The 19,956-nt window shown below is 64.2% G+C and carries 27 protein-coding genes and 1 tRNA gene; 27 read left to right on the top strand and 1 reads right to left on the bottom strand.

What is annotated here, in order from left to right:
- Positions 1-2: 2 nt before the first annotated feature.
- The 25 genes from ABUE11_RS16505 (at position 3) to ABUE11_RS16385 (ending at position 17,038) form a co-directional block, all read left to right on the top strand.
- Positions 3-1,073 (top strand): ABC transporter ATP-binding protein, encoded by a 1,071-nt coding sequence (locus ABUE11_RS16505; RefSeq protein WP_367066474.1) that lies wholly within the window; start codon positions 3-5, stop codon positions 1,071-1,073.
- 82 nt (positions 1,074-1,155) lie between these two features.
- Positions 1,156-2,052, top strand: coding sequence for a sugar ABC transporter permease (locus ABUE11_RS16500; protein ID WP_367066473.1), 897 nt, complete (start codon positions 1,156-1,158; stop codon positions 2,050-2,052).
- Positions 2,045-2,857 (top strand): carbohydrate ABC transporter permease, encoded by an 813-nt coding sequence (locus tag ABUE11_RS16495; protein ID WP_367066471.1) that lies wholly within the window; start codon positions 2,045-2,047, stop codon positions 2,855-2,857. Before ABUE11_RS16500 ends, ABUE11_RS16495 begins: the two co-directional genes overlap by 8 nt.
- A gap of 9 nt (positions 2,858-2,866) precedes the next feature.
- Entirely contained in the window at positions 2,867-3,175 is a 309-nt protein-coding gene (locus tag ABUE11_RS16490) for a DUF2160 domain-containing protein (protein WP_367066470.1), read from the top strand.
- A 176-nt stretch (positions 3,176-3,351) separates the two neighbouring features.
- Positions 3,352-5,085 (top strand): ABC transporter substrate-binding protein, encoded by a 1,734-nt coding sequence (locus ABUE11_RS16485; RefSeq protein WP_367066469.1) that lies wholly within the window; start codon positions 3,352-3,354, stop codon positions 5,083-5,085.
- A 124-nt stretch (positions 5,086-5,209) separates the two neighbouring features.
- A complete protein-coding gene (locus ABUE11_RS16480) occupies positions 5,210-6,826 on the top strand; it encodes a glycerol-3-phosphate dehydrogenase/oxidase (RefSeq protein ID WP_367066468.1) in 1,617 nt (538 codons plus the stop codon).
- Positions 6,827-7,014: 188 nt separating this feature from the next.
- Positions 7,015-7,383, top strand: a complete 369-nt coding sequence (rplN, locus tag ABUE11_RS16475; protein ID WP_367066467.1) for a 50S ribosomal protein L14 — start codon at positions 7,015-7,017, stop codon at positions 7,381-7,383.
- Positions 7,384-7,392: 9 nt separating this feature from the next.
- Positions 7,393-7,713 (top strand): 50S ribosomal protein L24, encoded by a 321-nt coding sequence (gene rplX, locus ABUE11_RS16470; RefSeq protein ID WP_367066465.1) that lies wholly within the window; start codon positions 7,393-7,395, stop codon positions 7,711-7,713.
- A 10-nt stretch (positions 7,714-7,723) separates the two neighbouring features.
- Entirely contained in the window at positions 7,724-8,263 is a 540-nt protein-coding gene (gene rplE / locus ABUE11_RS16465) for a 50S ribosomal protein L5 (protein WP_367066464.1), read from the top strand.
- A gap of 10 nt (positions 8,264-8,273) precedes the next feature.
- Complete coding sequence (rpsN, locus tag ABUE11_RS16460; protein ID WP_367066463.1) at positions 8,274-8,579, top strand: 30S ribosomal protein S14; 306 nt, start codon at positions 8,274-8,276, stop codon at positions 8,577-8,579.
- A gap of 21 nt (positions 8,580-8,600) precedes the next feature.
- Positions 8,601-8,996, top strand: coding sequence for a 30S ribosomal protein S8 (rpsH, locus tag ABUE11_RS16455; RefSeq protein ID WP_367066462.1), 396 nt, complete (start codon positions 8,601-8,603; stop codon positions 8,994-8,996).
- 24 nt (positions 8,997-9,020) lie between these two features.
- Positions 9,021-9,554 carry a 50S ribosomal protein L6 gene (gene rplF / locus ABUE11_RS16450; RefSeq protein ID WP_367066461.1) on the top strand — a complete coding sequence of 178 codons (534 nt, stop codon included), beginning with the start codon at positions 9,021-9,023 and terminating at the stop codon, positions 9,552-9,554.
- An 11-nt stretch (positions 9,555-9,565) separates the two neighbouring features.
- Positions 9,566-9,931, top strand: coding sequence for a 50S ribosomal protein L18 (gene rplR / locus ABUE11_RS16445; RefSeq protein ID WP_367066460.1), 366 nt, complete (start codon positions 9,566-9,568; stop codon positions 9,929-9,931).
- 15 nt (positions 9,932-9,946) lie between these two features.
- A complete protein-coding gene (gene rpsE, locus ABUE11_RS16440; protein WP_367066458.1) occupies positions 9,947-10,468 on the top strand; it encodes a 30S ribosomal protein S5 in 522 nt (173 codons plus the stop codon).
- 14 nt (positions 10,469-10,482) lie between these two features.
- Positions 10,483-10,665, top strand: a complete 183-nt coding sequence (gene rpmD, locus ABUE11_RS16435) for a 50S ribosomal protein L30 (protein ID WP_013520738.1) — start codon at positions 10,483-10,485, stop codon at positions 10,663-10,665.
- A 10-nt stretch (positions 10,666-10,675) separates the two neighbouring features.
- Positions 10,676-11,107, top strand: coding sequence for a 50S ribosomal protein L15 (rplO, locus tag ABUE11_RS16430; RefSeq protein ID WP_367066456.1), 432 nt, complete (start codon positions 10,676-10,678; stop codon positions 11,105-11,107).
- 23 nt (positions 11,108-11,130) lie between these two features.
- Entirely contained in the window at positions 11,131-12,450 is a 1,320-nt protein-coding gene (gene secY, locus ABUE11_RS16425) for a preprotein translocase subunit SecY (RefSeq protein ID WP_367066454.1), read from the top strand.
- A gap of 156 nt (positions 12,451-12,606) precedes the next feature.
- Entirely contained in the window at positions 12,607-12,720 is a 114-nt protein-coding gene (rpmJ, locus tag ABUE11_RS16420; protein ID WP_003050535.1) for a 50S ribosomal protein L36, read from the top strand.
- A gap of 23 nt (positions 12,721-12,743) precedes the next feature.
- On the top strand, positions 12,744-13,109 hold the full coding sequence (rpsM, locus tag ABUE11_RS16415) for a 30S ribosomal protein S13 (RefSeq protein ID WP_011803864.1): 366 nt from the start codon (positions 12,744-12,746) through the stop codon (positions 13,107-13,109).
- A 15-nt stretch (positions 13,110-13,124) separates the two neighbouring features.
- Entirely contained in the window at positions 13,125-13,529 is a 405-nt protein-coding gene (gene rpsK, locus ABUE11_RS16410) for a 30S ribosomal protein S11 (protein WP_367066453.1), read from the top strand.
- Between the two features lie 90 nt (positions 13,530-13,619).
- Positions 13,620-14,243 (top strand): 30S ribosomal protein S4, encoded by a 624-nt coding sequence (rpsD, locus tag ABUE11_RS16405; RefSeq protein WP_367066452.1) that lies wholly within the window; start codon positions 13,620-13,622, stop codon positions 14,241-14,243.
- Between the two features lie 113 nt (positions 14,244-14,356).
- On the top strand, positions 14,357-15,352 hold the full coding sequence (gene rpoA, locus ABUE11_RS16400; RefSeq protein WP_367066451.1) for a DNA-directed RNA polymerase subunit alpha: 996 nt from the start codon (positions 14,357-14,359) through the stop codon (positions 15,350-15,352).
- Between the two features lie 87 nt (positions 15,353-15,439).
- On the top strand, positions 15,440-15,829 hold the full coding sequence (rplQ, locus tag ABUE11_RS16395; protein ID WP_367066450.1) for a 50S ribosomal protein L17: 390 nt from the start codon (positions 15,440-15,442) through the stop codon (positions 15,827-15,829).
- A 24-nt stretch (positions 15,830-15,853) separates the two neighbouring features.
- A tRNA-Met gene (locus ABUE11_RS16390) sits at positions 15,854-15,930 on the top strand.
- A gap of 352 nt (positions 15,931-16,282) precedes the next feature.
- Positions 16,283-17,038 (top strand): tyrosine-protein phosphatase, encoded by a 756-nt coding sequence (locus tag ABUE11_RS16385; protein WP_367066449.1) that lies wholly within the window; start codon positions 16,283-16,285, stop codon positions 17,036-17,038.
- Positions 17,039-17,093: 55 nt separating this feature from the next.
- Here ABUE11_RS16385 and ABUE11_RS16380 read toward each other — a convergent pair whose 3' ends face one another.
- Complete coding sequence (locus tag ABUE11_RS16380; protein WP_367066447.1) at positions 17,094-17,504, bottom strand: HU family DNA-binding protein; 411 nt, start codon at positions 17,502-17,504, stop codon at positions 17,094-17,096.
- Positions 17,505-17,736: 232 nt separating this feature from the next.
- On the opposite strand from ABUE11_RS16380, the gene ABUE11_RS16375 reads away from it, so the two are divergent.
- Positions 17,737-18,603, top strand: coding sequence for a PhaM family polyhydroxyalkanoate granule multifunctional regulatory protein (locus ABUE11_RS16375; RefSeq protein WP_367066445.1), 867 nt, complete (start codon positions 17,737-17,739; stop codon positions 18,601-18,603).
- Between the two features lie 20 nt (positions 18,604-18,623).
- Positions 18,624-19,889 (top strand): FIST N-terminal domain-containing protein, encoded by a 1,266-nt coding sequence (locus ABUE11_RS16370; protein ID WP_367066444.1) that lies wholly within the window; start codon positions 18,624-18,626, stop codon positions 19,887-19,889.
- Positions 19,890-19,956 lie beyond the last annotated feature (67 nt).

Genomic DNA, 19,956 nt, shown 5'->3' with positions numbered 1-19,956 from the left:
CCATGGCACGCATCGAATTGAAGCTGGCCCATTCCTACAAGGCCAACCCGCAGCAGGACAGCGACTACGCGCTGCTGCCGCTGGACATGACGTTCGACGATGGCGGCGCCTATGCGCTCTTGGGGCCGTCGGGCTGCGGCAAGACGACCATGCTCAACATCATGTCGGGACTGCTCGTGCCCTCGCATGGTCAGGTGCTGTTCGACGGGCGCGATGTCACGCGCACCAGCCCTCAGGAGCGCAACATCGCCCAGGTGTTCCAGTTCCCGGTGATCTACGACACCATGACGGTGGCCGAGAACCTCGCGTTTCCCTTGAAGAACCGCAAGCTGCCCGAGGCGCGCATCCGCGAGCGCGTGGGCAGGATTGCCGAGATGCTGGAGATGAGCGGCCAGCTCGACCAGCGCGCGGCCAATCTCGCGGCCGATGCCAAGCAGAAGATCTCGCTGGGCCGCGGTCTGGTGCGCGAGGACGTGGCCGCCGTGCTGTTCGACGAGCCGCTCACCGTCATCGACCCGCACCTCAAGTGGCAGCTGCGGCGCAAGCTCAAGCAGATCCACCACGAGCTGAAGCTGACCTTGATCTACGTCACACACGACCAGGTCGAGGCGCTGACCTTTGCCGACCAGGTGGTGGTGATGACGCGCGGGCGCGCGGTGCAGGTGGGCACGCCGGGCGAGCTGTTCGAGCGGCCGCGCCATGCCTTCGTCGGGCATTTCATCGGCTCGCCGGGCATGAACTTTCTGCCTGCCCGCGTGGAGGATGGGCGCATCAGCGTGGCCGGCATGCGCCTGGCCGCGCCGCGCGCGCTACCCGCTGGCGAGCTGCGCCTGGGCATACGCCCCGAATATGTGCAGCTGGCCGCGCCCTACCAGGCCGGCGCGCTGCCCTGCGCCGTGGCGCGCGTGCAGGACCTGGGCACGCACCAGATGCTGACGGCGGGCATCGACGGCCAGCAGATCAAGGTGCGCTGCGCCAGCGACCAGGCGCTGCCGCCCGTGGGCGCCACGGTATGGCTGCAGGTGCTGGGCGAGCACAGCTGCTTCTACCAGAACGAGGAGTTGCTTCCATGAGCGTAGCGGAGAACCGCTTCAAGCAAGCTCGCGCCCCCTTGGGGGGCAGCGAGGACACGCAGTGCCGAGTGTGGGGGACACCATGAGCGCCATCACCAAGCCCGTGAACCAGAAGGCCTGGTTCCTGATCCTGCCCGTGCTGCTGTGCGTGGCGTTCTCGGCCATCCTGCCCCTGATGACGGTGGTCAACTACTCCGTGCAGGACATCATCAGCCCCGAGCGGCGCGTGTTCGTGGGCACGGAATGGTTTGCCGCCGTGATGCGCGACGAGGAGCTGCACGCGGCCCTGTGGCGCCAGCTCACCTTCTCGCTGGCCGTGCTGCTGGTGGAGATCCCTCTGGGCATTTTGCTGGCGCTGTCCATGCCCGCGCAGGGCTGGAAGTCCTCTGCCGTGCTCGTGGTCGTGGCGCTGTCGCTGCTGATCCCCTGGAACGTGGTGGGCACGATCTGGCAGATCTATGGCCGCACCGACATCGGCCTGCTGGGCGCGGCGCTGCAATGGCTGGGCGTGGACTACAACTACACCGGCAGCGCCACCGATGCCTGGGTGACCGTGCTGGTCATGGACGTGTGGCATTGGACGCCGCTCGTGGCCCTGCTGTGCTTTGCCGGCCTGCGCTCGATTCCCGACGCCTACTACCAGGCCGCACGCATCGACGGCGCGAGCAAATGGGCGGTGTTCCGCTACATCCAGCTGCCCAAGATGCGCGGCGTGCTCATGATCGCGGTGCTCCTGCGCTTCATGGACAGCTTCATGATCTACACCGAGCCCTTTGTTCTGACCGGCGGCGGGCCGGGCAACGCGACCACCTTTCTGTCGCAATACCTCACGCAGAAGGCCGTGGGCCAGTTCGACCTGGGGCCGGCGGCGGCGTTTTCGCTGATCTACTTCTTCATCATCCTGCTGCTGTGCTTCATCCTCTACAACTGGATGCAGCGCGTGGGCACGGCAGACAAGCAAGGAGCCGGCCATGAATGAACCGCGCTTTCAGAAACGCACGCTGTTTCTCATCGCCTACCTGGTGTTCGCCATCCTGCCGATCTACTGGATGGTGAACATGAGCTTCAAGACCAACGAGGAGATCCTCTCGACCTTCTCCCTCTGGCCCCAGCATTTCACCTGGGCCAACTACCGGACCATCTTCACCGACGAGAGCTGGTATTCGGGCTACATCAACAGCCTGATCTACGTGGGCATCAACATGGTGATCTCGCTCACCGTGGCGCTGCCCGCGGCCTATGCCTTCAGCCGCTACCGCTTCCTGGGCGACAAGCATGTGTTCTTCTGGCTGCTGACCAACCGCATGACGCCGCCGGCCGTGTTTCTGCTGCCGTTCTTCCAGCTCTACACCACCGTGGGGCTGATGGACACGCACATCGCCGTGGCGCTGGCGCACCTCTTGTTCAACGTGCCGCTGGCGGTGTGGATTCTCGAGGGCTTCATGAGCGGCATCCCGCGCGAGATCGACGAGACGGCCTACATCGACGGCTACTCGTTCCCGCGCTTCTTCCTCACCATCTTCCTGCCGCTGATCAAGGCCGGCGTGGGCGTGGCGGCGTTCTTCTGCTTCATGTTTTCATGGGTCGAGCTGCTCCTGGCGCGCACGCTCACCAGCGTCAACGCCAAGCCCATCGTGGCCACGATGACGCGCACCGTGAGCGCCTCGGGTATGGACTGGGCAACGCTGGCCGCCGCGGGCGTGCTGACCATCGTGCCCGGCGCCATCGTGATCTGGTTTGTGCGCCACTACATCGCAAAGGGCTTTGCGATGGGCCGCGTGTAAGGAGCTGACATGTTTGCCTGGATGGCCTGGACCACACCGGTGGCCGTGTTCTTCATCTGCATCGCTCTCATGCTCGTCGGCATGACGGTGTGGGAAATCAAGTCGCCCACCATGGAGCGCAAGGGCTGGCTGCCGATTGCGACCACGCGCGGCGACCGCCTGTTCATCGGCCTGCTGACGGCCGCCTACATCAACCTCATCTGGGTGGGCCTGGGCGAGAAGATGCAGGAATGGTTCGACCTCGAGGCCGAGCCCACGGTGTGGATCAGCTTCGTGCTCTCCATGGCGGTCCTCGCGCTGCTGATGCGCAAGGGTTGATATGAAAACGATAGCTGCTTGCACTTGGTATGCGGCAGTTTCAATGCGAAATTGTTCGCACCTGGCGTGTACCAACCGCGGCAAGCTATCAAAGTGATAGTAAAAGGGCTGACCCGATCCTCCCCCGAGGTCATGCGCCCATTCACCCCAGGGGAGTCTGAACTGAGGAGACAGCAATGAGCATGCAATTCAAGGCGATCGCTTTCGCCGCGGCCGCCCTGGCGCTGGGGCAGGCCAGCTGGGCCGGTGAGGCCGAGGCCAAGAAGTGGATCGACAGCGAGTTCCAGCCATCGACGCTTTCCAAGGACCAGCAGATGGCCGAGATGAAATGGTTCATCGAGGCCGCCAAGAAGCTCCAGGCCAAGGGGGTGAAGGAGATCTCCGTCGTCTCCGAGACCATCACCACGCACGAGTACGAGTCCAAGACCCTGGCCAAGGCCTTCAGCGAAATCACCGGCATCCAGGTCAAGCACGACCTGATCCAGGAAGGTGACGTGGTCGAGAAGCTGCAGACCTCGATGCAGTCGGGCAAGAGCATCTACGACGGCTGGGTCTCGGACTCCGACCTGATCGGCACGCATTACCGCTACGGCAAGATCCTCAATCTGACCGACTACATGGCCGGCGCCGGCAAGGACTACACCAACCCGGGGCTGGATCTCAAGGACTTCATCGGCACGAGCTTCACGACCGCGCCCGACGGCAAGCTCTACCAGCTGCCCGACCAGCAGTTTGCCAACCTGTACTGGTTCCGCGCCGATCTGTTCGACCGCAAGGACCTCAAGGACAGGTTCAAGGCCAAGTACGGCTACGACCTGGGCGTGCCGCTGAACTGGAGCGCGTACGAGGACATCGCCGAGTTCTTCACCAACGATGTGAAGGAAATCGACGGCAAGCCCATCTATGGCCACATGGACTACGGCAAGAAGGATCCCAGCTTGGGCTGGCGCTTCACCGATGCCTGGCTGTCCATGGCCGGCAGCGCCGACATCGGCAATCCCAACGGCCTGCCCATCGACGAATGGGGCATCCGCGTGGCCGACGACAAGTGCACGCCCGTGGGCGCCAGCGTGGCCCGCGGCGGCGCGACCAACTCTCCGGCTGCGGTCTACGCGCTCACCAAGTATGTGGACTGGATGAAGAAATACGCGCCCAAGGAGGCGACGGGCATGACCTTCAGCGAGTCCGGCCCCGTGCCCGCCCAGGGCCAGATCGCGCAGCAGATCTTCTGGTACACCACCTTTACCGCGGACATGATCAAGCCCGGCCTGCCCGTGGTGAACGCCGACGGCAGCCCCAAGTGGCGCATGGCCCCCGGCCCCAACGGCCCGTACTGGAAGCAGGGCATGCAAAACGGCTACCAGGATGTGGGCAGCTGGACCTTCTTCAAGGATCACAACCCCGACCGTCTGGCGGCCGCCTGGCTGTACGCGCAGTTCGTCACCGCCAAGAGCACCTCGCTCAAGAAGACCATCGTCGGCCTGACGCCGATCCGCGAGTCCGATATCCGCTCCAAGGCCATGACCGACATGGCGCCCAAGCTCGGCGGCCTGGTCGAGTTCTACCGCAGCCCGGCACGCGTGGCCTGGTCGCCCACCGGCACCAATGTGCCCGACTATCCCAAGCTCGCCCAGCTGTGGTGGAAGAACGTGGCCCAGGCCGTGACCGGCGAAAAGACCCCGCAGGCCGCCATGGACACGCTGGCCGAGGAAATGGACCAGGTGATGGCCCGTCTGGAGCGTGCGGGCATGGAACGCTGCGCGCCCAAGCTCAACAAGAAGCAGGACCCGAAGAAGTGGCTGAGCGACAAGCACGCACCCTGGGCCAAGCTGGCCAATGAAAAGCCCAAGGGCGAGACCATCAACTACAACACCTTGCTGCAGGCCTGGAAGGACGGCAAGGTTCGCTGAGGCCATGCGGGGCCGCCAGCCGGCCCTGCGGCCCGGGCAAACCTTTGTTGCTCCCCGTGGATATCGTGAAAATACCTAGGGTTAACCCTGATATTTTTCGCGAAGCAGAGGACAATCACGCACCATGACCACCGATTCCGAAGCCCCCTCTGCCACCGACCGCGCCGCATTGCTGGCGCGCCTGGCCCAGCCGCAGACCTATGACGTCGCCGTCATCGGCGGTGGTGCCACGGGCCTGGGCGTGGCGCTGGACGCCGCGGCGCGGGGCTTTTCCGTGGTGCTGGTGGAGTCGCATGACTTTGCCAAGGGCACCTCCTCGCGCGCCACCAAGCTCGTGCACGGTGGCGTGCGCTATCTGGCCCAGGGCAACATCGCCCTGGTGCGCGAGGCCTTGCACGAGCGCACCACGCTGCTGCACAACGCCCCGCATCTGGCCCAGCCGCTGGCCTTCGTCATGCCCTCCTACAGGCTGTGGGAGACGCCGTTCTACGGCGTGGGCCTCAAGATGTACGACGCGCTGGCCGGCAAGGCGGGTCTGGGCTCCACCGAGTTCCTGGGCCGCATGGAGACCCTGCGCTGCCTGCCCACGGTGCGTGCCGATGGGCTCAAGGGTGGCGTCAAGTACTGGGACGGCCAGTTCGACGATGCGCGGCTGGCCCTGGCCCTTGCGCGCACGGCCGCGGGCCGCGGCGCGCTGCTCGTCAACTACTGCCCCGCGCGCGGCCTGCTGCACGAGGCGGGCAAGCTGGTCGGTCTGGTCTGCGAGGACGCGGAGTCCGGCCGGCGCTTCGAGCTGCGTGCGCGCGCCGTGGTCAATGCCACGGGCGTCTGGGTGGACGAGCTGCGCCAGCAGGACGGCCAGGCCCTGGGCAAGAGCGTGCGCCCCATGGTTGCGCCCAGCCAGGGTGTGCACATCGTCGTGGACCGCGACTTCCTGCCCTCCGACCATGCGCTGCTCGTGCCCAAGACGGCCGACGGGCGCGTGCTGTTTGCCGTGCCCTGGCTGGGCAAGCTCATCCTGGGGACCACCGACAGTCCGCGCCACGACCTCGCGCGCGAGCCGCTGGCGTTCAAGGAGGAGGTGGACTTCATCCTCAGCGAATCCGCCAAATACCTGCGCCGCGCGCCCGCTGCTTCGGACGTGCGCAGCATCTGGGTGGGCCTGCGCCCGCTCGTCAAGCCGCAGGACGACGAGGGCGGCAACACCAAGGCCATCAGCCGCGAGCACACGGTGCTGGTGAGCAGCAGCGGCCTGATCACCGTCACCGGCGGCAAATGGACCACCTACCGCGCGATGGCCGAGGACGTACTCCAGAAATGCTTCGATGCGCAGCTGTTGCCCGCGCGTCCGGCCGGCGTCACGCAGCAGCTGGCGCTGGTGGGTGCCCCGGCGCAGCCGCAGCGCAAGCGCATGTGCGATGCGCAGGGGCTGCATTCCTACGGCGCCGACGCGGCATGCGTGCAGCAGTTGCCCGGCGCCGATCAGTGGCTGGCCGATGGACTGAGCGAGGCCATGGTGCGCTTTGCCGCCCGGTTCGAATACGCGCGCACCGTCGAGGACATGCTGGCGCGCCGCAGCCGTCTGCTGTTCCTCGACGCCCGCAGGGCCGCCGAGCTCGCGCCGCGCGTGGCCGCCATCCTGCAGGAGGAGCTGGGCCGCGACCCGCAGCTGTCCGCCTTCGTGGCGCTGGCGCAGCAGTACAGCCAGCTGCCCGGATACGCCGATCGTGCAGGCGCTTGACTTTTCCTGAGAGTGCAACGACAATCGCAGGCTTCGCGTTAAATGCGCGAGGTTTCTGCCCAGACGGTTAAGCGCCGCAAAATGGTTTGCGGTGTGGACGACGGGCCCAAGACTGACTGGCTGCTCGCGGCCCTTGAGAGGTTCTCTGGGGCTGTTGGGATGTGCTGGAGCAAGTTGGGAATATTGAAATGATCCAAACAGAATCTCGGTTAGAGGTTGCCGACAATACCGGCGCCAAGTCCGTCCTGTGCATCAAGGTGCTCGGCGGCTCCAAGCGTCGTTATGCAAGCGTTGGCGACATCATCAAGGTGAGCGTGAAAGAGGCTGCTCCGCGTGGTCGCGTCAAGAAGGGCGAGATCTACAGTGCGGTGGTGGTTCGTACGGCGAAGGGTATTCGCCGTGGCGACGGCTCGCTCGTCAAATTCGATGGCAATGCAGCCGTGCTGCTCAACGCCAAGCTGGAGCCCATCGGCACCCGCATCTTCGGCCCCGTGACGCGTGAACTGCGTACCGAGCGCTTCATGAAGATCGTGTCCCTGGCTCCTGAAGTTCTCTAAGGAAGCGCCATGAACAAGATCCGCAAGGGCGACGAGATCATCGTCATCGCCGGTCGTGACAAGGGCAAGCGTGGCACCGTCACGCTGCGCAAGGATGACTCCCATCTGGTCATCGATGGCATCAATCTGGTCAAGAAGCACGTCAAGCCGAACCCCATGAAGGGCACCACCGGCGGCATCGTGGAAAAGGCCATGCCGATCCACCAGTCCAACGTGGCCATCTTCAATGCCGCCACCGGCAAGGCCGATCGCGTGGGCATCAAGGTGCAGGCCGACGGCACGCGCGTGCGCGTGTACAAGTCCAGCGGCGCCGAAATCAAGGCCGCCTGAGGAGTAGCACATGGCACGACTGCAAAAACTCTATCGCGAAAAGATCGCCGCTGAACTGAAGGAAAAGTTCGGCTACAAGTCCACCATGGAAGTCCCGCGCCTGACCAAGATCACCCTGAACATGGGTGTGAGCGAGGCCGTGGCCGACAAGAAGATCATGGACAACGCCGTGGGCGATCTGACCAAGATCGCCGGCCAGAAGCCTGTGGTCACCAAGGCGAAGAAGGCCATCGCCGGTTTCAAGATCCGCGAAGGCCAGGCCATTGGCTGCATGGTGACGCTGCGCGGCGCCCGCATGTACGAATTCCTGGATCGTTTCGTGACCGTGGCCCTGCCGCGCGTGCGTGACTTCCGTGGTATTTCCGGCCGCGCCTTCGACGGCCGTGGCAACTACAACATCGGCGTCAAAGAACAGATCATCTTCCCTGAGATCGAGTACGACAAGGTGGATGCCTTGCGCGGCCTCAACATCAGCATCACCACGACGGCCAAGACCGACGAGGAGGCCAAGGCTCTCCTGGCTGGTTTCCGTTTCCCGTTCAAGAACTAAAGGCAGCGCAATGGCTAAAGTAGCTTTGATCCAGCGCGAACTCAAGCGCGAAAAACTGGCCGCCAAGTACGCTGCCAAGTATGCGGAACTGAAGGCAATTGCCGGCGATGCCAAGCGCAGCGACGAAGAGCGCGAGGCCGCTCGTCTGGGCCTGCAGAAGTTGCCCCGCAACGCCAACCCCACGCGTCAGCGCAACCGTTGCGAAATCACCGGTCGTCCCCGTGGCACCTTCCGTCAATTCGGTCTGGGCCGCGCCAAGATCCGTGAACTGGCATTTGCCGGCGACATCCCCGGTGTCGCCAAGGCCAGCTGGTAAGCGCAGCAGGAGAGATACAACATGAGCATGAGTGATCCCATCGCTGACTTGCTGACCCGCATTCGCAATGCGCAAATGGTGTCCAAGGCCTCCGTGTCGGTTCCTTCCTCCAAGGTGAAGGTCGCCATCGCGCAGGTGCTGAAGGACGAGGGTTACATCGACGGCTTCGAAGTGAAGACCGAAGGTGGCAAGTCTGAACTGCAAATCGCCCTGAAGTACTACGCCGGTCGCCCCGTGATCGAGCGCATCGAGCGCGTCAGCCGCCCCGGCCTGCGCGTGTACAAGGGCCGTGATTCCATTCCCCAGGTCATGAACGGCCTGGGCGTGGCAATTGTCACGACGCCCAAGGGCGTGATGACGGACCGCAAGGCGCGTGCTACCGGTGTCGGTGGCGAGGTGCTTTGCTACGTCGCCTAACGTGGCATTGAGGAGAAGACTGAAATGTCCCGTGTAGCAAAGACCCCGGTGACCATCCCCGCAGGCGTGGATGTGTCCATCAAGGACGACCAGATCAGTGTCAAGGGTGCAGGCGGCTCGCTGTCGCTGGCCCGCAACGCACTCGTGAAGGTCTCCAGCAACGAAGGCAAGCTGAGCTTCGAGCCCGTGAACGACTCGCGCGAAGCCAATGCCATGAGCGGTACCGTGCGCCAACTGGTGAACAACATGGTGCTGGGCGTCAGCAAGGGCTTCGAGAAGAAGCTCACGCTGATCGGCGTGGGCTTCAAGGCCGCAGCCTCCGGCTCCAAGCTGAACCTGAATGTCGGTTTCTCGCATCCCGTGAACTTCGACATGCCCGCCGGCATCACCGTCGCCACCCCGACCCCGACCGAAATCGTGATCAAGGGTGCCGACCGCCAGGTGGTGGGCCAGCTGGCTGCCGAGATTCGCGCCGTTCGTCCTCCCGAGCCCTACAAGGGCAAGGGCATCCGCTATGCGGATGAGAAGGTCGTGATCAAAGAGACCAAGAAGAAGTAAGGAGCTGCAGCATGTTGACCAAGAAAGAGCAGCGTCTCCGTCGTGCCCGTCAGACCCGCATCCGTATTGCCCAGCAAGGCATTGCGCGTCTGTCGGTGAACCGTACCAATCTGCACATCTACGCCTCCGTCATCTCTGGCTGCGGCACCAAGGTGCTGGCCTCTGCGTCCACCGTCGAAGCCGAGGTGCGCTCCCAGCTGGGCGCAGCGGGCAAGGGTGGCAACACCGCGGCTGCGACGCTGATCGGCAAGCGCATTGCCGAAAAGGCAAAGGCTGCCGGCATTGAGAAGGTGGCTTTCGACCGCGCAGGTTTTGCCTACCACGGCCGCGTCAAGGCCCTGGCTGACGCAGCCCGCGAAGCAGGTCTGCAGTTCTAAGCGGAGCGGATAGAAATGGCTAAATTTACCCCCAAGGTGCAAGACGAAGGTCGTGACGACGGTCTGCGCGAAAAAATGATCGCGGTCAACCGCGTGACCAAGGTCGTGAAGGGCGGTCGTATCCTCGGCTTCGCTGCACTGACCGTGGTTGGCGACGGTGATGGCCGTGTCGGCATGGGCAAGGGCAAGTCCAAGGAAGTGCCCGCTGCCGTGCAGAAGGCCATGGAAGAGGCTCGTCGCAACATGGTGAAGGTGTCGCTCAAGAACGGCACCATTCACCACAACGTGACCGGCCACCATGGTGCCGCCGTGGTGCAGATGGCTCCGGCCCCCAAGGGTACCGGCATCATCGCCGGTGGCCCGATGCGCGCCGTGTTCGAAGTCATGGGCATCACCGACATCGTGGCCAAGAGCCATGGTTCGTCGAATCCCTACAACATGGTCCGCGCCACCTTCGACGCTCTGGCCAATTCCACCACTCCGGCGGAAGTGGCAGCCAAGCGCGGCAAGTCGGTCGAAGACCTGTTTGCCGTTTGATTGGGAGGCGATCAATGACAACGCAACAAACGATCAAGATTCAACTGGTGCGCAGCCCCATCGGCACCAAGGAATCGCATCGCGCCACCGTGCGTGGCCTGGGCCTGCGCAAGCTCAACAGCGTGAGCGAGCTCAAGGACACGCCCGAAGTGCGCGGCATGATTAACAAGATCAGCTATCTGGTCAAAGTCCTCTGAGAGGTTGATGATGGAACTCAATAGCATCAAGCCCGCAGCAGGAGCCAAGCACGCCAAGCGCCGCGTCGGTCGCGGCATCGGTTCCGGCCTGGGCAAGACGGCAGGTCGTGGTCACAAGGGCCAGAAGTCGCGCTCCGGCGGCTACCACAAGGTGGGCTTCGAGGGCGGTCAAATGCCCTTGCAGCGTCGCCTGCCCAAGCGTGGCTTCAAGTCGCAGTCGCTCAAGTTCAACGCAGAGGTCACTCTGTCGGCGCTGAATGCGCTGGAACTGGCCGAGATCGACCTCCTTGCTCTGAAGCAGGCTGGCCTCGTGCCGGCCCTGGCCCAGGTGGTCAAGGTGATCAAGAGCGGCGAGCTGAGTCGTGCCGTCAAGCTGACGGGCATCGGCGCGACCGCCGGCGCAAAGGCAGCGATCGAGGCGGCTGGCGGCAGCCTGGCCTGATTTGGTTCTGACGAAAGGCATCTGTGGCTACTAACGCAGCTCAACTGGCAAAAACCGGAAAGTTCGGCGACCTGCGCCGACGACTGGTGTTCTTGTTGCTCGCGTTGGTGGTGTACCGCGTGGGGGCACATATTCCCGTCCCGGGAATCGACCCCGCGCAGTTGCAGCAGCTGTTCAGCGGCCAGCAGGGCGGCATTCTCAACCTGTTCAACATGTTCTCGGGTGGGGCGCTGTCGCGCTTCACGGTCTTCGCGCTGGGCATCATGCCGTACATCTCGGCATCGATCATCATGCAGCTGATGACCTACGTCCTCCCGACGTTCGAGCAGTTGAAGAAGGAAGGGGAGGCCGGCCGTCGCAAGATCACGCAGTACACCCGCTACGGCACGCTGGGTCTGGCGATCTTCCAGTCGCTCGGCATTGCGGTTGCGCTGGAAAGCTCCGCTGGCCTGGTGCTCGCACCGGGCTTTGGCTTCCGCCTGACCGCCGTGGTGAGTCTGACCGCGGGCACCATGTTCCTGATGTGGCTGGGCGAGCAGATCACCGAGCGCGGGCTGGGCAACGGCATCTCGATCCTGATCTTCGCGGGCATCGCGGCCGGGCTGCCAAGCTCCATCGGCGGTCTGCTGGAGTTGGTGCGCACGGGTGCGATGAGCATTCTGGCGGCCATCTTCATCGTCATCGTCGTCGGTCTGGTGACCTACTTCGTGGTGTTTGTCGAGCGTGGTCAGCGCAAGATCCTGGTGAACTATGCGCGTCGTCAGGTGGGCAACAAGGTGTATGGCGGGCAATCGTCCCACCTGCCCCTGAAGCTCAACATGGCGGGCGTGATCCCCCCGATCTTCGCCTCGTCCATCATCCTGCTGCCTGCAACGATCGTGAACTGGTTCAGCGCCGGTGAGTCCATGCGTTGGTTGCGCGACATCTCCGCCGCGCTGACGCCCGGGCAACCCGTGTATGTGATCCTGTACGCGGCCGCCATCGTGTTCTTCTGCTTCTTCTATACGGCGTTGGTCTTCAACAGCCGCGAGACGGCAGACAACCTGAAGAAGAGCGGGGCCTTCATCCCCGGCATTCGTCCAGGTGAGCACACGGCGCGCTACATCGACAAGATCCTCGTGCGACTGACGCTGGCTGGTGCCATCTACATCACCTTCGTGTGCCTGCTGCCCGAGTTCCTGATCCTGAAGTACAACGTGCCGTTCTATTTCGGCGGCACCTCGTTGCTGATCATCGTGGTGGTGACGATGGACTTCATGGCCCAGGTGCAGAATTACATGATGTCGCAGCAGTACGAGTCACTGCTGAAGAAGGCCAACTTCAAGACGACACCAGGTACCTGATACCGACATGCCTTGGGCGAATGCGTTATAGTCGCGGGTTCCCCTGAGGAGCAACGGTTTGTTGATGCCCTTCGATCCATCGCGGGCACTGATTTTGTGTTCCGCGCGCATCGAGTAAGTGGCCGGAACGATTGGACAAGAGTTTAGGAGAATGCAATGAGAGTTTCGGCTTCTGTCAAGAAAATCTGCCGCAACTGCAAAATCATCCGCCGCAAGGGCGTGGTGCGCGTGATCTGCACGGATCAGCGTCACAAGCAGCGCCAAGGTTGATTGGGAATTATTAGAGGACGCACATGGCACGTATTGCTGGTATCAATATCCCGCCCCATCAGCACACCGAGATTGGTCTGACGGCCATCTACGGGATCGGGCGTACCCGCGCTCGCAAGATCTGCGAGGCTTGCGGCATTGCTTATTCCAAGAAGGTCAAGGAATTGACCGACGCTGATCTGGAGAAGATTCGCGACCAGATCGCACAGTTCACCATCGAAGGTGACCTGCGCCGCGAAACCACGATGAACATCAAGCGCCTGATGGACATCGGTTGCTATCGCGGTTTCCGTCATCGCCGTGGTCTGCCGATGCGCGGCCAGCGTACGCGCACCAACGCCCGCACCCGCAAGGGCCCGCGCAAGGGTGCAGCGGCACTGAAGAAGTAAGACTGAGAGAACACTATGGCCAAGTCTCCCGCCAACAACGCCGCCGCTCGCGTGCGCAAGAAGGTTCGCAAGAACGTCTCGGACGGCATCGCCCACGTGCATGCCTCCTTCAACAACACCATCATCACGATCACCGATCGCCAGGGCAATGCCTTGTCCTGGGCTTCTTCGGGTGGCCAGGGCTTCAAGGGCTCGCGCAAGTCGACGCCTTTTGCCGCACAGGTCGCTTCCGAAGTCGCTGGTCGCGCTGCCATGGAGCAGGGCATCAAGAACCTCGACGTGGAAATCAAGGGCCCCGGTCCTGGTCGCGAGTCGTCGGTGCGCGCTCTGGGCGCACTGGGCATCCGCATCACCTCCATCTCGGACGTGACCCCGGTCCCGCACAACGGCTGCCGCCCCCAGAAGCGTCGCCGTATCTGATTCTTTCAGTAAGCCCACCGCCACCGATCGCCTGGTGCGATGGTGGCTCCCGCAGCCTGCTGCGGTAGTTGACAATTCAAGGAAATACAAGTGGCACGATACCTCGGCCCCAAGGCCAAACTCTCCCGCCGTGAAGGCACCGACCTGTTCCTGAAGAGCGCTCGTCGCTCCATCGCCGACAAGGCCAAGTTCGACTCCAAGCCCGGCCAGCACGGCCGCACGTCGGGCTCGCGCACGTCGGACTACGGCCTGCAGCTGCGCGAAAAGCAGAAGGTCAAGCGCATGTATGGCGTGCTGGAAAAGCAGTTCCGCCGCTACTTTGCCGAGGCCGAGCGCCGCCGCGGCAACACCGGTGCCAATCTGCTGGCACTGCTTGAATCGCGTCTGGACAACGTCGTGTATCGCATGGGTTTTGGCTCCACGCGCGCCGAGGCACGCCAGCTGGTGTCGCACAAGGCCATTACCGTCAATGGCCAAAGCGTGAACATCGCCTCCTACATGGTCAAGGCAGGTGACGTGGTGGCCGTGCGCGAAAAGTCCAAGAAGCAAGCGCGCATCGTCGAAGCACTGCAACTGGCGCAGCAGGTTGGCATGCCCTCGTGGGTCGAGGTGAGTGTCGACAAAGTCGAAGGCACGTTCAAGCAAGTGCCCGATCGCGACCAGTTTGGCGCAGACATCAACGAATCGCTGATCGTTGAGTTGTACTCGCGTTAATCCTTGACATCACTGTTAGCGTAATCTGCTCCTGAACCGCGAGGCATCGCGGTTTAGGCGCTGCATCAGCCTTACCGGTGTAACGAGCTGGGGGCATTGAGAAGGAAGTCTGCATGCAAACGAATTTGCTGAAACCCAAGGCCATCAATGTCGAGCAACTTGGTCACAACCGTGCCAAGGTCGAACTGGAGCCTTTCGAGCGAGGCTATGGTCACACCTTGGGCAACGCCATTCGGCGTGTTCTGCTCTCGTCCATGGTGGGTTATGCAGCAACCGAAGTGACCATCGCGGGTGTCCTGCACGAATACTCATCCATCGATGGCGTTCAGGAGGATGTGGTCAACATCCTGTTGAACCTCAAGGGCGTGGTGTTCAAGCTGCACAACCGTGACGAGGTCACGCTGAGCCTGCGCAAGGATGGCGAAGGCATCGTCACCGCGCGCGACATTCAAACGCCGCACGATGTGGAAATCATCAACCCTGACCATGTGATCGCGAGCCTGTCCGCTGGCGCCAAGCTGGACATGCAGATCAAGGTGGAGAAGGGGCGCGGCTACGTGCCGGGCAATCTGCGTCGCTATGCCGACGAGGCGACCAAGTCGATTGGTCGCATCGTGCTGGATGCCTCGTTCTCCCCCGTCAAGCGCGTGAGCTACACGGTGGAAAGCGCCCGCGTCGAACAGCGTACCGATCTGGACAAGCTGGTCCTGGAGATCGAAACCAATGGCGCCATCACCGCCGAGGAAGCCGTGCGCGCTTCGGCCAAGATCCTGGTCGAACAGCTGGCCGTCTTCGCGCAGCTCGATGGCGGCGAGATTCCCGGTGCGGGCACCGATGGTCCTCGCGCGGCCGGTGGTGCCACGTTTGATCCCATCCTGCTGCGTCCCGTGGACGAGCTCGAACTCACCGTGCGTTCGGCCAACTGCCTCAAGGCCGAGAACATCTACTACATCGGTGATCTCATCCAGCGCACCGAGAACGAGCTGCTCAAGACGCCGAATCTGGGCCGCAAGTCTCTCAACGAGATCAAGGAAGTCCTGGCATCCCGCGGCCTGACGCTCGGCATGAAGCTCGAGAACTGGCCGCCCGCCGGGCTCGAAAAGCGTTAAGTTATAATTCCCGGCTCATTTTTGAGCCAGCGCCTCGGGCAGTACCTGATACGGCTGCTCGATTTAATTTTTCATAAGGAAAGCACCATGCGCCACGGACACGGCCTTCGTAAGCTCAACCGCACAAGCTCGCATCGCCTTGCGATGCTGCAGAACATGATGAACTCGCTCATCGAGCACGAGGCCATCAAGACCACGCTCCCCAAGGCCAAGGAACTGCGCCGCGTCATCGAGCCCATGATCACGCTGGCCAAGGAGGACACCGTCGCCAACCGCCGCCTGGCATTCAACCGCCTGCGCGACCGCGACAGCGTGACCAAGCTCTTCAATGACCTCGGGCCCCGCTTCAAGGCACGTCCCGGTGGCTACACCCGTATCCTGAAGATGGGTTTTCGCGTGGGTGACAATGCGCCAATGGCGTTTGTCGAATTGGTGGATCGCCCCGAAGTTGCCGATACTTCCAGCGCAGAAGCCTAAATCAGTGATATAATTTCGGTCTACCGCGCGATGGAGCAGTCTGGTAGCTCGTTGGGCTCATAACCCAAAGGTCGGAGGTTCAAATCCTTCTCGCGCAACCAAAACAATCAAAGGCCTGGCACAAATGCCAGGCCTTTTTTGTTCTCCACGAATTCTCGCTGCAGGTTTGCTGCAATCGGGGCCATGCCCGGCAACCGGTGAGATGGTCCCTGCACATGGCGTCAGCCGGGGTATTGGCTACCACACGCACCGTTTCGGGGGGCACCCCTCCCCGAACAATCCCGCATCGTCGCCCGCGTCACCGAGCTGCGCGCCCTGTGCGCCGAGCTGCGCCAGCGCCTGGCCGATGCGCAGGCCACCCAGTCCCGCCTGGCGCAGGCGCTGGTGGATGCGTCCTGCGCGGGCTGATGGCGGGCCGGATGTCGATTCGCGCAACGCACTACAGTCGTGACCATGAATGATTTCTCGCGATCGCATTTGCTGACGGGCGCCTCCAACTTCCGTGACCTCGGCGGCTACCGGGCCGCCGACGGCCGCGTGGTGCGCTGGCGCACGATCTTCCGGTCCGATCATCTGGCCACGCTCACGCCGCGGGACAGGGATGTGCTGGCCTCCCTGGGGCTGCAGCGTGCGGTGGATCTGCGCGGCCGGGCCGAGAGCGCGGCCCTGGCCTACGAGCTGCCCCATGTGCGCTACCAGGCGCTTCCCATCGAGCCCGTCGTGGCCGAGCGGGCCCGGGAGATGGCGCAGGCCGGCCAGCGCATGACGGCATCGGTGGCGGTCGAGTGGATGCAGGACACCTACCGCGCCTTCGTCTCGGACAATGCGCGGCAGTTCGCGGGGCTGTTCGAGCAACTGCTGTCCGAGGACACGCCGCTCGTGTTTCACTGCACCGCGGGCAAGGACAGGACGGGCTTTGCCGCGGCATTGATCCTGCTGGCGCTCGGTGTGCCGCGCTCGACCGTGATGGAGGACTACCTGCTCACCAACCGGCTGTATCGGCGCCCTGCCGCCGTCGGCAGCTCTACCCCCGACGAGGTGCTGGACGTGATCTGGACCGTGCAGGAGGGCTTTCTGGAGGCGGCGCTGCAGGCCGTCGAGCGCGACCATGGCGGCGTGCCGTCGTACCTGGAGCGCAGCCTGGGGGTGGGCGATGCGGCGCGCAGGCGCCTGGCGGATCTGTACCTGCAGTCGCCCGCCAGCAGCTGAGGCCCATGAAAAAAAGCAGCCCGGGGGCTGCTTCTTCGCGGGTGCCGGAGTGCGCTCAGGCGGTTGCGTCCTTGAGCTTCTTGAGTGCGCGCGTCTTGATCTTGACGGACGCGGGCTTGGCCGGGAACCAGCGCTCTTCGCCGGTGAACGGGTCCTTGCCGAAGCGCTTCTTCTTCGCGGGGACCTGCTGCAGGCCGATCTTGAGAAGGCCGGGCAGCGTGAACTCGCCGCAGCCCTTCTTGTGCACCGCGCCCAGGATGGCCGTCTCCAGCGCGGCCAGCACGGCCTTGGCGGCCTTGGGCTCGACGCCGGCCTGGGTGGCCAGGTGGGCGATCAGCGCCGTCTTGGTGAAGGGCTCCTTGATGGGCTTGAGGGCCGCTGCCGCAGGTGCGGCGGCCTTCTTGGCTGCCGCGGGCTTGGCGGCGGCGGTCTTGGGGGAAGCGGCGGTTTTCTTTGCAGTTGCCATGATGGATGGATTGGATTTCTGGAGGTATCAAAGCGCGCCAGCGGCGCTGGCTGCGCGATTCTAGAGCGTGTGCCGGCGCAGGTCGCTGGGTCAATGGAGCTCGATGCTTGGGGATTACCAGAAAAACACGCGCCCGGGCGGCGCGCCACGGGCCTGTCGATGTGCAAGCGCAGGCATTGGCAGTAAGCTTGCGAAGGGCTGTTTTCCCGTTTCCATTCGATGAGGTGCGAGCATGAGCGATACGACTCCCTTTGGCTTTGGACGCTTCGTCCCGGGCTTTGACTTCCTGCAAAACCTTGCCAAGGGCGCCGCGGCCGGCATGCCGGCCATGCCCGCCACGCTCTCGGGCTGGGTCGCGCCGACCCTGAGTGTGGAAGAGCTCGACAAGCGCATCCAGGAGCTCAAGGCCGTGCAGTTCTGGCTGGAGCAGAACGCCCGCGCACTCACGGCCACGGTGCAGGCGCTCGAGGTTCAGAAGATGACCTTGGCCACGCTGCAGGGCATGAACGTGGCCATGGGCGACATGGTGGGCGCGATGGGCGCAGCGGCCCGGCAGGCACCCGAGCCGAAGGCGCAGGCGCAGACGCAGACATGGCCCGGCGTGAGTCCAGCGCCCGCACCGGCCGATGCGCCGCAGCCCAAGGCCTCACCCAAGGATGCGAAGGCCGCGCAGCCCGATGCCGCGGCCGCGCCCGATGCCGGCCAGGCACAGCCTCAGGCCAAGGCCGAGGGCGCAGCCGCGGGCATGGTCGACCCCATGCAGTGGTGGGGCGCGCTCACCAACCAGTTCCAGCAGCTGGCCGCCAACGCCATGAAGGATGCGACGGCGCAGCGCGCGGCCTTCGAGGCCACGCGCGAGATGGCCAGCGGCGCGTTGAAGACCGCCACCGACATGGCGGCACAGATGGCGGCGCAGGGCATCCAGGGAGCGGCGGCCGTCGCCAAGCAGGCCAGCGCCGCCGTCCCCAAGGCGGCGCCGAAGGCCGCGGCCAAGCCCGCGCCCGAAGCGCCGGCGCAGGAGCAGGCCAAGCCGCGATCGGCGCCGCGCAAGTCGGCAGGTGCCGCGAAGAAGGCCGCCGCGCCGCGTGCGCCCCGGTAATGGCCGGCCACGGGTGAACCATGAAGCTCTTTCCCAGCGCCCATGCCACCCACCCGCAATGGCGCATGGCCGCGGCGCTGGTGCTTGCGCAGCTGCAGGCGCAGATGGCCTGGCAGCAGTACGCGCGCCAGCCCACGCTGGGCTTGCTCTACATCACCGATCACTACGTCGATGACGCCGCGGCGCTGCTGCATTTCCTCGCGCAGCAGCTGCCCTCGGTGACCGACTGGAGCGGCACGGTCGGCGTCGGCGTCGTCGGCAACAACGTGGAGTATTTCGACGAGCCCGCGCTGTCCGTCATGCTGTGCGATGTGCCGCCCGAGCGCTACCGCGTGTTCTCCGGCAGGGCGCCGCTGCCTGCGGCGGCGAGTGCGGGGCAGAGGCCGTTTGTCGCCCATACGGCGCTGGTGCATGCCGATGGCCACACGCCCGATCTGGCGGAGCTGCTCATGGAGATGGCCGGCCGCACGGCAACCGGCAGCCTGTTTGGCGGCGTGGCGGCCAGCCGCGGCACCAGCGTCGCCTTTGCGCGCCATGCGGGCAGCGCCAGCGGGGCGAGCGGCGTGCTCTCGGGCGGGCTCTCGGGCGTGGCCTTTGCCGAGGGCGTCGATCTGGTCAGCCGCGTGACGCAGGACAGCCAGCCCATTGGGCCGCAGGCCGTGATCACCGAGGCGCAGGGCAATGTAGTGCTGCGGCTCGATGGCGAGCCGGCGCTCGACGTGCTCCTGCAGACCCTGAGCGTGAGCCTGGGTGGCGACATGCAGCGTGCGCTGCGCAGCGTGCGGGCCACGCTCGCGGGCCTGACGGATGCGGACACGCCCGCGCAGAAGCGCACGGGCCATTTCGACGCCGACACGCGCGTGCGCCACATCGTGGGCCTGGACGTGTCGCGCGGCGGTGTGGCCCTGGCCGAGCGCGTGGAGGCCGGAATGCACCTGACCTTCTGCCAGCGCCATGTGGCGGCGGCGCGCGCCGACCTCACCCGCATCTGCACCGAGATCCGGGAGGAGCTACAGTCCGCGCCGCCGACGCGGCAAGGGCAGGGCGACGGGGGCCGGGCGGCCGCGAGAGCGCCGGGCGCGCGCCGCATCTGCGGCGCCATCTACGTGAGCTGCTCGGGCCGCAGCGGGCGCCATTTCGGCGGGCCGAGCGCGGAGCTGCAGATCGTGCGCAATGCGTTGGGCGACGTGCCGCTGGCGGGCTTCTTTGCCTCGGGCGAGATCGCCGGGCATTGCCTCTACGGCTACACCGGCGTCCTCACGGTGTTCGCCGGGGCTGCCGTGTGAGCGGTTTTTTTGGGGTGTTTTTGGCATCCAGTGCCCGTCCATAAAGCGCTTGCAGCTATACAAACAA

Origin of the sequence: Oryzisolibacter sp. LB2S (assembly GCF_040732315.1) — a bacterium.
Taxonomy (GTDB): domain Bacteria; phylum Pseudomonadota; class Gammaproteobacteria; order Burkholderiales; family Burkholderiaceae_C; genus Alicycliphilus; species Alicycliphilus soli.
The sequence above is the reverse complement of the archived record's forward strand: the minus strand, read 5'-3'. Positions and strand labels throughout refer to the sequence as shown.

Excerpts from the sequence above, each read along its gene's own strand:
- rplN (WP_367066467.1), top strand. The coding sequence starts at position 7,015 with ATGATCCAAACAGAATCTCGGTTAGAGGTTGCCGACAATACCGGCGCC.
- ABUE11_RS16375 (WP_367066445.1), top strand. The coding sequence starts at position 17,737 with ATGAGCGATACGACTCCCTTTGGCTTTGGACGCTTCGTCCCGGGCTTT.
- rplR (WP_367066460.1), top strand. The coding sequence starts at position 9,566 with ATGTTGACCAAGAAAGAGCAGCGTCTCCGTCGTGCCCGTCAGACCCGC.
- ABUE11_RS16490 (WP_367066470.1), top strand. The coding sequence starts at position 2,867 with ATGTTTGCCTGGATGGCCTGGACCACACCGGTGGCCGTGTTCTTCATC.
- ABUE11_RS16385 (WP_367066449.1), top strand. The coding sequence starts at position 16,283 with ATGAATGATTTCTCGCGATCGCATTTGCTGACGGGCGCCTCCAACTTC.
- ABUE11_RS16480 (WP_367066468.1), top strand. The coding sequence starts at position 5,210 with ATGACCACCGATTCCGAAGCCCCCTCTGCCACCGACCGCGCCGCATTG.
- rpsH (WP_367066462.1), top strand. The coding sequence starts at position 8,601 with ATGAGCATGAGTGATCCCATCGCTGACTTGCTGACCCGCATTCGCAAT.
- rplO (WP_367066456.1), top strand. The coding sequence starts at position 10,676 with ATGGAACTCAATAGCATCAAGCCCGCAGCAGGAGCCAAGCACGCCAAG.
- rpsN (WP_367066463.1), top strand. The coding sequence starts at position 8,274 with ATGGCTAAAGTAGCTTTGATCCAGCGCGAACTCAAGCGCGAAAAACTG.
- rpsK (WP_367066453.1), top strand. The coding sequence starts at position 13,125 with ATGGCCAAGTCTCCCGCCAACAACGCCGCCGCTCGCGTGCGCAAGAAG.
- rpmD (WP_013520738.1), top strand. The coding sequence starts at position 10,483 with ATGACAACGCAACAAACGATCAAGATTCAACTGGTGCGCAGCCCCATC.
- rplE (WP_367066464.1), top strand. The coding sequence starts at position 7,724 with ATGGCACGACTGCAAAAACTCTATCGCGAAAAGATCGCCGCTGAACTG.
- rpmJ (WP_003050535.1), top strand. The coding sequence starts at position 12,607 with ATGAGAGTTTCGGCTTCTGTCAAGAAAATCTGCCGCAACTGCAAAATC.
- ABUE11_RS16505 (WP_367066474.1), top strand. The coding sequence starts at position 3 with ATGGCACGCATCGAATTGAAGCTGGCCCATTCCTACAAGGCCAACCCG.
- rpsM (WP_011803864.1), top strand. The coding sequence starts at position 12,744 with ATGGCACGTATTGCTGGTATCAATATCCCGCCCCATCAGCACACCGAG.
- ABUE11_RS16370 (WP_367066444.1), top strand. The coding sequence starts at position 18,624 with ATGAAGCTCTTTCCCAGCGCCCATGCCACCCACCCGCAATGGCGCATG.
- ABUE11_RS16380 (WP_367066447.1), bottom strand. The coding sequence starts at position 17,504 with ATGGCAACTGCAAAGAAAACCGCCGCTTCCCCCAAGACCGCCGCCGCC.
- rpsE (WP_367066458.1), top strand. The coding sequence starts at position 9,947 with ATGGCTAAATTTACCCCCAAGGTGCAAGACGAAGGTCGTGACGACGGT.
- ABUE11_RS16495 (WP_367066471.1), top strand. The coding sequence starts at position 2,045 with ATGAATGAACCGCGCTTTCAGAAACGCACGCTGTTTCTCATCGCCTAC.
- rplQ (WP_367066450.1), top strand. The coding sequence starts at position 15,440 with ATGCGCCACGGACACGGCCTTCGTAAGCTCAACCGCACAAGCTCGCAT.
- ABUE11_RS16500 (WP_367066473.1), top strand. The coding sequence starts at position 1,156 with ATGAGCGCCATCACCAAGCCCGTGAACCAGAAGGCCTGGTTCCTGATC.
- rpoA (WP_367066451.1), top strand. The coding sequence starts at position 14,357 with ATGCAAACGAATTTGCTGAAACCCAAGGCCATCAATGTCGAGCAACTT.
- ABUE11_RS16485 (WP_367066469.1), top strand. The coding sequence starts at position 3,352 with ATGAGCATGCAATTCAAGGCGATCGCTTTCGCCGCGGCCGCCCTGGCG.
- rplF (WP_367066461.1), top strand. The coding sequence starts at position 9,021 with ATGTCCCGTGTAGCAAAGACCCCGGTGACCATCCCCGCAGGCGTGGAT.
- rplX (WP_367066465.1), top strand. The coding sequence starts at position 7,393 with ATGAACAAGATCCGCAAGGGCGACGAGATCATCGTCATCGCCGGTCGT.